At 64.3% G+C, this 12,211-nt stretch carries 12 protein-coding genes and 1 tRNA gene; 5 read left to right on the forward strand and 8 right to left on the reverse strand.

The window, feature by feature from the left end:
• Positions 1–5: 5 nt before the first annotated feature.
• Entirely contained in the window at positions 6–419 is a 414-nt protein-coding gene (locus tag ACK4S9_RS06790) for a T6SS immunity protein Tdi1 domain-containing protein (protein WP_409723269.1), read from the reverse strand.
• 186 nt (positions 420–605) lie between these two features.
• Positions 606–682 (reverse strand) — tRNA-Met (locus ACK4S9_RS06795).
• A 173-nt stretch (positions 683–855) separates the two neighbouring features.
• On the opposite strand from ACK4S9_RS06795, the gene ACK4S9_RS06800 reads away from it, so the two are divergent.
• From ACK4S9_RS06800 to ACK4S9_RS06810, 3 genes are all read left to right on the forward strand, one after another.
• Positions 856–1,437, forward strand: coding sequence for an NUDIX hydrolase (locus ACK4S9_RS06800; protein ID WP_409723272.1), 582 nt, complete (start codon positions 856–858; stop codon positions 1,435–1,437).
• 14 nt (positions 1,438–1,451) lie between these two features.
• The gene (gene aat, locus ACK4S9_RS06805) at positions 1,452–2,180 is read left to right on the forward strand and encodes a leucyl/phenylalanyl-tRNA--protein transferase (RefSeq protein WP_409723275.1); all 729 of its coding nucleotides are present in this window, start codon (positions 1,452–1,454) and stop codon (positions 2,178–2,180) included.
• An 83-nt stretch (positions 2,181–2,263) separates the two neighbouring features.
• On the forward strand, positions 2,264–2,992 hold the full coding sequence (locus tag ACK4S9_RS06810) for an arginyltransferase (protein ID WP_409723278.1): 729 nt from the start codon (positions 2,264–2,266) through the stop codon (positions 2,990–2,992).
• Positions 2,993–3,055: 63 nt separating this feature from the next.
• Here ACK4S9_RS06810 and ACK4S9_RS06815 read toward each other — a convergent pair whose 3' ends face one another.
• Entirely contained in the window at positions 3,056–4,783 is a 1,728-nt protein-coding gene (locus ACK4S9_RS06815) for a peptidoglycan DD-metalloendopeptidase family protein (RefSeq protein ID WP_409723280.1), read from the reverse strand.
• 378 nt (positions 4,784–5,161) lie between these two features.
• On the opposite strand from ACK4S9_RS06815, the gene ACK4S9_RS06820 reads away from it, so the two are divergent.
• Positions 5,162–6,205, forward strand: a complete 1,044-nt coding sequence (locus ACK4S9_RS06820; RefSeq protein WP_409723283.1) for a quinone-dependent dihydroorotate dehydrogenase — start codon at positions 5,162–5,164, stop codon at positions 6,203–6,205.
• A 23-nt stretch (positions 6,206–6,228) separates the two neighbouring features.
• Positions 6,229–7,275 carry an aldo/keto reductase gene (locus ACK4S9_RS06825; RefSeq protein WP_409723286.1) on the forward strand — a complete coding sequence of 349 codons (1,047 nt, stop codon included), beginning with the start codon at positions 6,229–6,231 and terminating at the stop codon, positions 7,273–7,275.
• A gap of 181 nt (positions 7,276–7,456) precedes the next feature.
• Here ACK4S9_RS06825 and ACK4S9_RS06830 read toward each other — a convergent pair whose 3' ends face one another.
• The 5 genes from ACK4S9_RS06830 to ACK4S9_RS06850 all read right to left on the reverse strand — a co-directional run bounded on the left by ACK4S9_RS06830 (position 7,457) and on the right by ACK4S9_RS06850 (position 12,118).
• A complete protein-coding gene (locus tag ACK4S9_RS06830) occupies positions 7,457–8,386 on the reverse strand; it encodes a CysB family HTH-type transcriptional regulator (RefSeq protein ID WP_409723289.1) in 930 nt (309 codons plus the stop codon).
• Positions 8,383–9,465: a sulfate/molybdate ABC transporter ATP-binding protein gene (locus ACK4S9_RS06835; protein ID WP_409723292.1), complete on the reverse strand. Its 1,083-nt coding sequence runs from the start codon at positions 9,463–9,465 to the stop codon at positions 8,383–8,385. Before ACK4S9_RS06835 ends, ACK4S9_RS06830 begins: the two co-directional genes overlap by 4 nt.
• The gene (cysW, locus tag ACK4S9_RS06840) at positions 9,462–10,382 is read right to left on the reverse strand and encodes a sulfate ABC transporter permease subunit CysW (protein ID WP_409723295.1); all 921 of its coding nucleotides are present in this window, start codon (positions 10,380–10,382) and stop codon (positions 9,462–9,464) included. Before cysW ends, ACK4S9_RS06835 begins: the two co-directional genes overlap by 4 nt.
• Positions 10,379–11,230, reverse strand: coding sequence for a sulfate ABC transporter permease subunit CysT (gene cysT / locus ACK4S9_RS06845; protein WP_409723298.1), 852 nt, complete (start codon positions 11,228–11,230; stop codon positions 10,379–10,381). Before cysT ends, cysW begins: the two co-directional genes overlap by 4 nt.
• Positions 11,231–11,344: 114 nt before the next feature.
• The gene (locus ACK4S9_RS06850; RefSeq protein ID WP_409723300.1) at positions 11,345–12,118 is read right to left on the reverse strand and encodes a sulfite exporter TauE/SafE family protein; all 774 of its coding nucleotides are present in this window, start codon (positions 12,116–12,118) and stop codon (positions 11,345–11,347) included.
• Positions 12,119–12,211: the final 93 nt, after the last annotated feature.

Below are 12,211 nucleotides of genomic sequence, written 5' to 3' on the forward strand. Positions count from 1 at the left end.
GCAGTTCAATTCCAGCGCGGCAAGTCGTCGAACTGCTGCGCGCTCTCCCCCGAAAAACGGATCAGTTCCGGCAGCGGCACCGTGGCCAGGTTGTCGCGCCCGTAGTGGCCGCCGAGGGCGCTCGGAATCTTGAGGCAGTATTTGCGCCCCTCGGCCAGGGGGCCGAGCGTGGCTTCCGCCAGGTGCACGACTTCCGGCATGTACCAGTCGTTCAGGAAATCCTGGTTATAGGCGAGCGCGTCGAGCGCGGCGCGGCTGTCGGCGACCGGTTCGCAGCACAGGTCTTGCGGGCGCAAGCGCCAGTAGCGTCCTTCGTCGTCGCGGATGATGAGGTTGCCGAATGCATTGGACCCAAGGACCTCGACAGCGGTCAAGCCGACCCAGCCCCAGGCGTCGTTGATGTCGTCTACGTTGATCATGTGGTCTGCCCCGTTGGTTCGCAGGCCCGCGCCGAGTGCCGGCACCGGCCGTTTCGCCTGTTGGACAAGACAGGCTCGACAACATTCCGAACGCTTGCGTCTGGTTTGATATGGCTCTTGTAGGTGCAGATGTGGCGAGAAAAAACAAAAAGCCGTTGATCCTTGCGAATCAACGGCTCTGAATTCTGGTTGCGGGGACAGGATTTGAACCTGTGACCTTCGGGTTATGAGCCCGACGAGCTGCCAGACTGCTCCACCCCGCGTCTGATGAAATGAATTATACGCCGTAACGGCCTTTTAGGCAAATGCAATCCTCCACCGATGTGCGATTGCAGCACGGTCTGGCTCAGCCGCGAACACTTCTGCACACGCCGGCAGCGGCCAAGGGCCGGCAATTCAGTGTAAAGTAAGCACAATCTCAATCTGCCGCTGACCTATGAAATTCTGTTCCGAGTGCGCCCATCCTGTCGCCCTGGCAATCCCCGAAGGCGACAACCGGCCGCGCTACGTCTGCCCCAACTGCCACGCGATCCACTACCAGAACCCCAAGCTGGTCGTCGGCTCGATCCCCGTCTGGGAACAGGACGGCAAGCTCCAGGTGCTCCTGTGCAAGCGCGCGATCGAACCGCGCTACGGCTACTGGACCTTGCCGGCCGGCTTCATGGAAAACGAGGAAACCACCGAGCAGGCCGCCGTGCGCGAAACCGAGGAGGAAGCCGGCGCCGACGTCGAACTCGGCAAGCTGTTCACCCTGCTCAACGTCGCCCACGTGCACCAGGTCCACCTGTTCTACCTGGCGCGCCTGCGCAATCTCGATTTCGCGCCGGGCGAGGAAAGCCTGGAAGTGCAGCTGTTCACCCAGGACGAGATTCCCTGGGACGAACTGGCCTTCCCGACGGTGCGCAGCACGCTGGAACTCTTCTTCGCCGATCGCGTCAAAGTGCGCGAGGGCGGCAGCTACGGTTTTCATAGCCGGGACATCGTTCGCCCGATGCTGGCTCCCCGCGAACCCGACTGATCCACGCGCCCGCCATGATTCCCTGGCTCGAGCCGACATCGCCGTTTCCCGACGTATCCGAGGCGCTGACGATCGACGCTCCCGGCCTGCTCGCGGCCGGCGCCGACCTGTCGCCGCAGCGCCTGCTGCTGGCCTACCAGAACGGCATCTTCCCCTGGTTCTCGGAAGGCCAGCCCATCCTGTGGTGGAGCACCGACCCGCGCATGGTGCTGCGACCCGAGCGCTTCAAGCTCAGCGACAGCCTGAAGAAGACATTGAGACGCGTCGAGCGCAGCCGGCTCGCGGGCGGTCCCTGGGACGTGCGTTTCGACAGCGCCTTCGAGGACGTGATGCGCGCCTGCGCCGCCCCGCGCAAGGACGGGCCGGGCACCTGGATCTCGGAAGACATCATCGACGGCTATACCGGCCTGCATGCCATGGGCTATGCCCATTCGACCGAAGTGCGCTACGAGGGCGAACTGGTCGGCGGCGCCTACGGCGTCTGCATCGGCCGCATGTTCTACGGAGAGTCGATGTTCGCCCGGGTGACGGACGCGTCCAAGGTGGCCCTGGCCTACCTGGTGGCCTTCCTCCGCAGCCAGGGCGTCGCGATGATCGACTGCCAGCAGGAGACCGGCCACCTGGCCTCGCTGGGCGCCGCGCCGATTCCACGCAGCGCCTTCCTGGCGCACCTGCGCCAGGCCATCCGCGAGCCGGCCATCACCCGCTGGGACATTGTGCCGCCTCTGGGCGCGGCGTCCTGAAGGCGGCACCGTTGACTGGCTAACAGTGGCACCGGCTTGATTTCGCTAAAATAGGTCCATCACGTCGTTCGAGAGCTTTTTGCATGACGCACCTAAATGACCTGCCTTTCGCCACGCTGCAGTTCTACACGACGGCGCCCTATCCCTGCAGTTACCTCGATGCGCGCCAGGCCCGTTCGCAGGTCGCGACACCCTCGCACCTGATCAACGCGGACGTTTATTCCGAACTGGTGCGCAACGGATTCCGCCGCAGCGGCATCTTCACCTACCGTCCCTACTGCGACGGCTGCCAGGCCTGCATCCCGGTGCGCGTCAAGTGCGAGGATTTCACGCCCAGCCGCACCCAGCGTCGCGCCTGGAAGCGCCACGGCAATCTGGTGGCGATGGTGGCCAACCTCGCCTTCTCGGACGAGCACTACGCGCTCTACCTGCGCTACCAGACCACCCGCCACGTCGGCGGCGGCATGGACCAGGACAGCCGCGACCAGTACGCCCAGTTCCTGCTGCAGAGCCGGGTGAACACCCGCCTGGTCGAGTTCCGCGAGCCCGACGGCCTGCTGCGCATGGTGTCGATCATCGACGTGCTGTCCGACGGGCTATCCTCGGTCTACACCTTCTTCGACCCGGACCTGGCGGGCGCGTCCTTCGGCACCTACAACGTCATGTGGCAGGTGAACCAGGCGCGCGAGCTCGGCCTGCAGTACGTCTACCTGGGCTACTGGATCGAGCAGAGCCCGAAGATGGCCTACAAGATCAACTTCCGCCCGCTGGAAGCGCGCATCAAGGGCGTGTGGAGCGTGCTCGAACGCTGAGGGAATTGCGCGCCTGCTTCCTGGCGCCGTGGGTAAGCGTATTGTCGAGGTGCGCGTGAGGGTTCAGGGAGCGCTGATGACAAACGTCGCCGAGGCGCCCTGCCCGATCGTTCCCGACACCATTGATCCCCCATCCTGAAAAGTGAGGCCGCCACTCAGCGTGATTTCGTATGTGCCGACATTATCCGGAGCTACGGTTGCGGTAATCGAAAGGCTCGCTGTTCCGGATCGGAGAGCACCGATTGAGCAGCGGTTCGCAGCACCAATGGCTGTGGTGCATATTTGTCTCCCGTTGATGGAAACAGAGAAGGCATCGTCCGCCAGGGTGCCGTTATCCCGCACCTGGACATTTCCATCAATATTTTGTCCGATACATGCGTGCGGATCGACTTTGCTCCCCTTCCTGAAAATCTCCCCACTCGGGGCGTATTCCACGTGCAAGTGCGAGGCCTGTGAGCCTCCCGAGTTATCAGATAAGGCAATCGCTTCCCCTGCGGTAACCGTGTCGCCCACAGACACCTTGATATCTCCCGTCTGCAAATGGGCATACAGCGACTTACTGCCACCCCCGTGCTCGATCACTACGTAATTCCCCCATCCCTTCACCCTCTTCCCACTGCGTGGATCGGGTTCTGGAAGCGGGCGCTCGTCAAAGCCGACCTTGAATACTTTGCCGTCCGCCATCGAGCGAACCTCAGTACCGTCTGGCGCGCGGTAATCGGCGCCATAATGTTTTGGAGGGTTATATGCACCAGTCACGGTCAGATTGGCAAGCGGGGCCTGAAGACTACTCCCTTCGCATTCGGGCACTGCGGATGCCGCGGAGCGCACCGTGTCTGCGGGCGCTGAAAAATCGAGTAATCCGGGAATGGCGAAGCGAGGCCAAGGGCGGACTGCCTCAGCCTCTCCCGACTTTCCCAGTGCACTGCTCGGTGCCATTGTCCTTGCAGGCGAGGTCGGCTTCGTGCGTGTAGACCCGACCACGATGACTGCCTCCCACGATTCATCGACATTGCGGCGGTTCGTGAACATGTCGGGATCGAGGGCGAAACGCAAAGTGTTGCTGCCGGCATCGTATGCGGATGAGACAAGCTCGAAACTGTCCAGTACTTCCTCTCCACCGTCCTGGAATATTTGAACGAAAACCTGCGCTTCATCGTTTGCCTGCATGCGGGCCGCCAGTTCGGGATCAAGGTTCGCTGTGACCGTCAATGTTTTCAGCGGTTTTAACTGCCCAGTATTGACCCGGATTTCTTGTTTCGCCCTAAGGGGTGCAGTAAACATCTGAGCAGTCAACTCGAATTCGGCGGCAGTTGCCGAATTCTCGGTAACCCAAACTCCAATACGCGTAGGTGCCGGGAACGTTGCTTCTGGCACCTCAACAGTTGCGACTCGAGCCAGCGTCAGGGTAGTCGCCGCAGTACCCACAGCTACGGACACTGCCGGTGTTCTGATGTCGACAGTGCGCGTCGCCGATGCTGTCGCCCCATCGTTGTCGGTCAGTGTCAGCTTCACCACGAACGAACCCGAAGTACGGTAGGTATGCACTGGTGACGGTTCAACACTGCGGGCGCCATCTCCGAAATCCCAAGCATACGAAACGATCGTTCCGTCGCTATCGACGCTCCCCTTGGAGGAAAATGCATAGCTTGTCATCTGCTCAGCCGATTCCTGCGATGCCGAGAACACCACTGACGGAGCTTGATTGTCGGCGCGGCGGTCGCATCCGACTTGCAGCAGAACTGCCGCGATGAGCAACATCGAACCGATGCCGTGACGGTGGTGAGACATATCATTCCTCCAATAGTCGCAATCCTTGGTCGCACTGCCGTTTTTGGTGATGGAGGAAGTACCGTGGCGGTGGATGCGCGGGCAAGGTTCGCAATCGTGAGCGAGTACGACTCCGCCATGAAACCGATACCGCTACGGTATTTCTCCTCACGTAGCCTACTGCGACTTTGAGGAATAGACTTTGGCAACATCAGCTTGGTTGAGATAGCTTGACATCCGTCACTGTATTCTGGACCGTTACAATGACGAGTATTGGGCGGAACCGTGATCTGATCGGGTCGACCACATGAACGCGGAACGCTAAGAACCTATCCCGATAGGGAATGAGTCGTTGCCGGCGCTGTAAAATGGCGGGAGTCACTTACGATGAGTCCCCCCATGTCCGACAAGCTTCTGTATTCCCTCGCCCGCCCGCTGCTGTTCTCGCTCGACGCCGAGCAAGCCCACAACCTGACCCTGCCGCTGCTGCGCCGCGCCGCCGCGCTCGGCCTCACGCGCTTGTCCAGCCGTCCGGCGCCGGACCCGCGCACGGTCATGGGCATCACCTTCCCGAACCCGGTCGGCCTGGCCGCCGGCCTGGACAAGGACGGCGCCTACATCGACGGCCTGGCCTCGCTCGGCTTCGGCTCGATCGAGATCGGCACCGTGACGCCGCGTCCGCAGGGCGGCAACCCGAAACCGCGCATCTTCCGCCTGCCGCAGGCGCAGGGCATCATCAACCGCATGGGCTTCAACAACGGCGGCGTCGACGCCTTCGTGGCCAACGTGCAAGCCTCCCGCTTCTACCAGGACAAGCAGGGCGTGCTTGGCCTGAACATCGGCAAGAATGCCGACACCCCGATCGAGCGCGCCGCCGACGATTACCTGGCGTGCCTGCGCAAGGTCTACCCCTACGCCAGCTACGTGACGGTCAACATCTCCTCGCCGAACACCAAGAACCTGCGCCAGTTGCAGGGCGAGTCCGAGCTCGACGCGCTGCTGGCGCAGCTCAAAGAAGAACAGCTGCGTCTGGCCGACGAGCACAAGCGCTACGTGCCGGTGGCCCTGAAGATCGCCCCGGACATCGACGGCGACCAGGTGCGCAACATCGCCGGCGCCCTGCTGCGCCACAAGATCGACGGCGTCATCGCCACCAACACCACGCTCAGCCGCACGAAGGTAGCCGGCATGCAGCATGGCGAGGAAACCGGCGGCCTGTCGGGGGCCCCGGTATTCGAACTGTCGAACACGGTGATCCGCCTGTTGAAGGCCGAACTGGGCGACGCCCTGCCGATCATCGGCGTGGGCGGCATCATGCGCGGCGAGGATGCGCGCGCCAAGATCGAGGCCGGCGCCCAGCTGGTGCAGCTGTATAGCGGCCTGATCTACGCCGGCCCGGCGCTGGTGCGCGACACCGCGGCCGCGCTGCGCCAGGCACGGTAAACGCGTCAACGCGGGAGGCAATCATGGAACGCAGGCAGCTGGGACAAACCGATCTGATGGTCTCGAAAGTGTGCCTCGGCACCATGACCTTCGGCGAGCAGAATACCGAGCTTGATGCGCACAGCCAGCTCGACTACGCTTTGGCGCGCGGCATCAACTTCATCGATACCGCCGAGATGTATCCGGTGATGGCGCGGCCCGACACGCAAGGCCTGACCGAGCGCTACATCGGCAGCTGGCTCAAGAAGCGCGGGCGCCGCGCCGACGTGGTGCTGGCCACCAAGGTCGCCGGCCCCAACAAGATGATGCCCTGGATCCGCGGCGCCAACCACAACCTGGATGCGGCCAACATCCGCGCCGCCGTCGAGGACAGCCTGCGCCGCCTGCACACCGACTACATCGACCTGTACCAGATCCACTGGCCGAGCCGGAACCTGCCGATCTTCGGGTCCAACAGCTTCAACCCGCGGGCCGAGCGGCCGGCCGTGCCGATCGCGGAAACGCTCGGGGCGCTGGGCGAACTGGTGCGGGCCGGGACCATCCGCCACATCGGCGTGTCGAACGAAAGCGCCTGGGGCGTGTGCCAGTACATCAAGCGCTCCGAGCAGCTTGGGCTGCCGCGCATCGCGACGGTGCAGAACCTGTACAACCTGACGGCGCGCGCTTTTGAAACCAGCCTGATGGACGAGGCCTGCTACCGCGAAGGGGTCGGTTTGCTGGCTTACAGCCCGCTCGCTTTCGGGCAGCTCACGGCGAAGTACCTGGACGATCCGGATGCGCTTGGGCGGCTGACGGTGTTTCCGAAGAACTGGAGTCCGCGCTATGTGCGCCCCGCCGTACTGGCGGCCACGGCGGAGTATGCGGCGCTGGCGCGTTCGAACGGGTTGACGCCTGCACAGATGGCGCTGGCGTGGTGCTACTCGCGCTGGTTCGTCGGGTCGACCATCATCGGGGCGACCAATCTAACGCAGTTAAAGGAAAACATCGACGCGGTGGATGTCGTGTTGTCCCCGGAGGTGTTGAAGGGGATCGATGAGATTCATGCACGGTACATGAACGTTGGGCAGTAACGCGCTGGCGGTCTGCATGCAAAACTGGGTTCCCGCCTTCGCGGGAACGACGTGTTGAGGGTACGTGAGGAGGGCTTTTCAGCAAGCTGCTCGCGCGGAACCCGTCGTCCCGGCGAAGGCCGGGACAATGCCGCTGGCATTGTCCCGCCCAAGTTCGTTGCGCGGCCACCAGCTCACGCGTTCACTCCACCGCCTGCAAGGCCTTCTCGATATCCGCTCGCGTATACCCTTGCGCGAAGCGCTCGATGAAGTGATACGCATAGGCCCGCAGGTACGACCCGCGGCGCACGGCAAGCCGCGTCACGTTCTGCGCGAACAGGTGCGAGGCCTCGATCGCGCGCATGCCCTTGTCGCGGCCATGATCGAAAGCCATCGAGGCCACGATGCCCACGCCCATCCCCAGCGACACGTACTGCTTGATGACGTCCGAATCCATCGCGGTCAGCACGATGTCCGGCGCCAGCCCGGCTTCCACAAAGGCGGCGTCGATGTGGCTGCGGCCCGTGAAGCCGACGTCGTAGGTAATCAGGGGATGCTCGGCCAGGTCTTCCAGGCGCAGCGGCTGGCTGGAAGTGAAGATCGGATGTCCTTCCGGCGCCACGACCAGGTGGCTCCAGCGGTAGCACGGGAAAGAGACCAGGTCGGGGAAGGCCGACAGGCCTTCGGTGGCGATGCCGATGTCGGCCTTGCCCGACAGGACCCATTCGGCGATGTGTTCCGGCGCGCTTTGCTGCAGGGCGATGCGCACGTTCGGGAAGGCGTTGCGGAAGGACTGCACCACCTGCGGCAGCGCATAGCGCGCCTGGGTGTGGGTGACGGCGACGGTGAGCGTGCCGCTGTCCTGGGCCGCGAACTCGGCGCTGGCCTGCTGCAGGTTCTCGGCCTCGACCAGCAGGCGTTCGACGATCTTCAGGATGCCCTTGCCGGGCGGCGTGAGGCCGGTCAGGCGCTTGCCGTTGCGCTCGAAGATCACGACGCCGAGCTCTTCCTCGAGCTCGCGGATCTGGCGCGACACGCCCGGCTGCGAGGTGAACAGCGCATTGGCGACGTCGGTCAGGTTGAAGTCGCGGCGGGCGGCTTCGCGCACCGAACGCAGCTGCTGGAAGTTCATATCCCCTCTCCTGCATCGACGAAGATCTCGATGCGGCGCGGCTTGACCACCAGGGTGTCGCCTTCGACGAAGCCGTGGCGTGCGAACAGCTCGTTGGGCATCACGGCCTCGATCAGCTGCTGGTTGTCGGCGCGCTCGAGGTCGAGCTGGGCCAGCGGGCCGATCGCATGCGCGCGGCGCAGCTTGGCGACCACGCCGCCGCCATCGCCCTGGCCCGGGGTGTAGCGCTCGACGTCGAGCTCGTGCGGACGTACGTAGCCGATGCCTTCGCCGTTGCGCACGCCGGCGTGCTCGGGCGCCTTGAACTGCGCCTCGCCGCTGGCCAGCACGCCTTCGTGCACGCGCCCATGGAACAGGTTGACGTTGCCCAGGAAGCCGTAGACGAAAGGCGAGGCCGGCTTGTTGTACACCTCGCTCGGCGCGCCGAGCTGCTCGATGCGGCCCTTGTTCATCAGGACCACCTGGTCGGCCACTTCCAGCGCTTCTTCCTGGTCGTGGGTGACGAAGATCGAGGTCACGTGCAGCTCGTCGTGCAGGCGGCGCAGCCAGCGGCGCAGTTCCTTGCGCACCTTGGCGTCGAGCGCGCCGAAGGGTTCGTCGAGCAGCAGCACGCGCGGCTCCACCGCCAGGGCGCGCGCCAGCGCGATCCGCTGGCGCTGGCCGCCCGACAGTTGCGGCGGGTAGCGGTCGGCGATCCAGTCGAGCTGCACCAGCTCGAGCAGACGGCGCACCTTGTCGCGGATCTGCTGCTCGGACGGGCGCTCCTTGCGCGGTTTCACGCGCAGGCCGAAGGCCACGTTCTCGAACACGGTCATGTGCTTGAAGAGCGCGTAGTGCTGGAACACGAAGCCGACCTGCCGCTCGCGCACGTGGCGGTGCGAAGCGTCCTGGCCGTCGAGCAGCACGGCGCCCGAATCGGGGTGCTCGAGGCCGGCGATGACGCGCAGCAGGGTGGTCTTGCCGCAGCCCGACGGGCCCAGCAAGGCGGTCAGCTGGCCGTCGGGGAACTGCAGCGAGACGTCGTCGAGCGCGGTGAACTGGCCGAACTGTTTGCGGATGTGTTGGACTTCGATCGTCATGCTGCGTGCTCCATGTTGCGTTCGTCTGCGGCGGCCTTGCGGGCTTGATGCAGGCGCCATTCGATAAAGCTCTTCACCGCCAGGGTCACCAGCGCCAGCAGCGCCAGGAGCGACGCGATCGCGAACGCGGCCGTGAAGTTGTATTCGTTGTAGAGGATCTCGACCTGCAGCGGCATGGTGTTGGTCTCGCCGCGGATGTGACCCGAGACCACCGACACCGCGCCGAACTCGCCCATCGCACGGGCATTGCACAGGATGACGCCGTACAGCAGGCCCCATTTGATGTTCGGCAGCGTCACCCGCCAGAAGGTCGACCAGCCCGAGGCGCCCAGCACCAGCGCGGCCTCTTCCTCTTCGGTGCCCTGCTGCTGCATCAGCGGGATCAGCTCGCGCGCGATGAAGGGGAAGGTGATGAAGATGGTCGCCAGCACGATGCCCGGCACCGCGAACAGGATCTTGATGTCGTGTTCCGCCAGCCATTCGCCGAACCAGCCCTGGGCGCCGAACAGCAGCACGAAGGTCAGGCCCGCGATCACCGGCGAGACCGAGAACGGCAGGTCGATCAGGGTCAGCAGGACGCTCTTGCCCCTGAATTCGAACTTGGCGATGGCCCAGGCCGCGGCCACGCCGAACACCAGGTTGAGCGGCACCGAGATGGCGGCCGCGATCAGGGTGAGCTTGATGGCCGACAGCGCATCCGGATCCACGATCGATTCGATATAGACGTCCCAGCCGCGCTTGAGCGCCTCGGTGAACACCGCGGCCAGCGGCACGAACAGGAACAGGGTCAGGAAGACCAGCGCCACCGCGATCAGGAGGTAGCGGACCCAATCCGGCTCCAGCACGTTGGTCTTCTGGCGGCGCGCGGGTGCGCCGGCCTTCGGGACCGCCTTGATGTTGTCGAGGACGGCGCTCATTTCTTGCCTGCCCGTTTGCGGGTCCATGCCTGCAGCAGGTTAATCGTCAGCAGCAGGATGAAGGAGATGAGCAGCATCACCACCGCGATCGCCGTGGCGCCCGTGTAGTCGTACTGCTCGAGTTTGGTGATGATGAACAGCGGCGTGATCTCGGAGACCATCGGCAGGTTGCCGGCGATGAAGATGACGGAACCGTATTCGCCGGTGGCGCGCGCGAAGGCCAGCGCGAAGCCGGTGAGCAGCGCCGGCACGATCGAGGGCAGCACCACGCGCCAGAAGGTCTGCAGCGGCGAGGCGCCCAGGCTGGCGGCGGCTTCTTCCAGCTCGCGCTCGGCTTCTTCCAGCACCGGCTGCACCGTGCGTACCACGAAAGGCAGGCCGATGAAGGTCAGCGCCAGCACGATGCCGAGCGGGGTGAAGGCCACCTTGATGCCGAACTTGGCCAGCTGTTCGCCGATGAGGCCATTGTGCGAGTACAGGGCGGTGAGCGTGATGCCGGCCACCGCGGTGGGCAGCGCGAATGGCAGGTCGACCAGGGCGTCGACGATGCGCTTGCCCGGGAAGGTGTAGCGCACCAGTACCCAGGCCACGATGCCGCCGAAGATGACGTTGATGAAGGCGGCCAGCAGCGACGCGCCGAAGCTGAGCTTGTAGGACGCGACCACGCGCTCGGACGTGACGGCCGCCCAGAACGCCTCCCAGCTCATCGTGAAGGTGTTCAGGAAGACCGCCGACAGCGGGATCAGGACGATCAGCGCGAGGTAGAAAATGGTGAAGCCGAGCGAGATGCCGAAGCCGGGAATGACCCGGCCGGGGGATCGTCGCGCAGGCAGTGCGAGCGTGGTCATGGAAGCCCTTATTACAAATTCTTCTAACGGGCCACCATAATCTCACGCAGCTCTTATATTACAAACGAAACTTTCCTCATTTGCATAGACGGTTTCGGCTATTAAGTCTTGGCATCAGAACACCAGCTTGGCCGCCACGCCGGTCAGCGTGGTCGCCAGCAGGGCGCGCAGGAAGCGTTCCGGCACCTTGCGCGCCGCCATGGCGCCCAGCGTGATGCCCGGCACCGAACCCACGAGCAGGGTCAGCAGCAGCATCCAGTCGATCGAGCCCAGCCACCAGTGGCCGATGGCGGCGATCGCGGTCAGGGGCACGGCATAGGCGATGTCGGTGCCGGCCACCTCGGCCGGGCTCAGGCGCGGATACAGCATGACCAGCAGCGTGGCGCCGATGGCGCCCGCGCCGATCGAGGACACGGTGACGAGCACGCCCAGCACCGCGCCGGAGACCACGGTGACGGTGGTCAGCGCCCTGCCCTGCAGCTGGCGCCCCGGTTTGGCATTGACCCAGGCCAGCATGCGCGCGCGAAACAGCAGCGCGATCACGGTCAGCATCACGGAGCCGGCGATCGAATAACGGATGAGCTGCCCGATCTCTTCATCGAGCCCGCCGACATATTTCAGCGCCAGGGTCGCCGCCAGCGCGGCCGGCAAGGCGCCCAGGCACAGGCGGCCGACGATCTGCCACTGGACGGTGCGGTTGAAACGGTGGGTGATGGTGCCGACGCCCTTGGTGATCGAGGCGAAGGCCAGGTCGGTGCCGACGGCGACCGAGGGCGAGACGCCGAACAGGAGCGTGAGCAGGGGCGTCATGAGCGAACCGCCGCCCACGCCGGTCATGCCGACCAGTAGCCCTACTGCGAAACCCGCGATGATGTACGTCGTCGACATGCCTTACCCCTCAGTGAAGCCACAGGGTAAGGGGACTCGGCAGTCAGGCAAACAACAGGTTTCTTATTTGCTTATGCGGCGACGGATGGGCTT

It is taken from the genome of Massilia sp. (genome assembly GCF_046293535.1).
GTDB lineage: Bacteria > Pseudomonadota > Gammaproteobacteria > Burkholderiales > Burkholderiaceae_D > Telluria.

Excerpts from the sequence above, each read along its gene's own strand:
- cysT (WP_409723298.1), bottom strand. The coding sequence starts at position 11,230 with ATGACCACGCTCGCACTGCCTGCGCGACGATCCCCCGGCCGGGTCATT.
- ACK4S9_RS06820 (WP_409723283.1), top strand. The coding sequence starts at position 5,162 with ATGTCCGACAAGCTTCTGTATTCCCTCGCCCGCCCGCTGCTGTTCTCG.
- ACK4S9_RS06825 (WP_409723286.1), top strand. The coding sequence starts at position 6,229 with ATGGAACGCAGGCAGCTGGGACAAACCGATCTGATGGTCTCGAAAGTG.
- ACK4S9_RS06835 (WP_409723292.1), bottom strand. The coding sequence starts at position 9,465 with ATGACGATCGAAGTCCAACACATCCGCAAACAGTTCGGCCAGTTCACC.
- ACK4S9_RS06815 (WP_409723280.1), bottom strand. The coding sequence starts at position 4,783 with ATGTCTCACCACCGTCACGGCATCGGTTCGATGTTGCTCATCGCGGCA.
- cysW (WP_409723295.1), bottom strand. The coding sequence starts at position 10,382 with ATGAGCGCCGTCCTCGACAACATCAAGGCGGTCCCGAAGGCCGGCGCA.
- aat (WP_409723275.1), top strand. The coding sequence starts at position 1,452 with ATGATTCCCTGGCTCGAGCCGACATCGCCGTTTCCCGACGTATCCGAG.
- ACK4S9_RS06850 (WP_409723300.1), bottom strand. The coding sequence starts at position 12,118 with ATGTCGACGACGTACATCATCGCGGGTTTCGCAGTAGGGCTACTGGTC.
- ACK4S9_RS06800 (WP_409723272.1), top strand. The coding sequence starts at position 856 with ATGAAATTCTGTTCCGAGTGCGCCCATCCTGTCGCCCTGGCAATCCCC.
- ACK4S9_RS06790 (WP_409723269.1), bottom strand. The coding sequence starts at position 419 with ATGATCAACGTAGACGACATCAACGACGCCTGGGGCTGGGTCGGCTTG.
- ACK4S9_RS06810 (WP_409723278.1), top strand. The coding sequence starts at position 2,264 with ATGACGCACCTAAATGACCTGCCTTTCGCCACGCTGCAGTTCTACACG.
- ACK4S9_RS06830 (WP_409723289.1), bottom strand. The coding sequence starts at position 8,386 with ATGAACTTCCAGCAGCTGCGTTCGGTGCGCGAAGCCGCCCGCCGCGAC.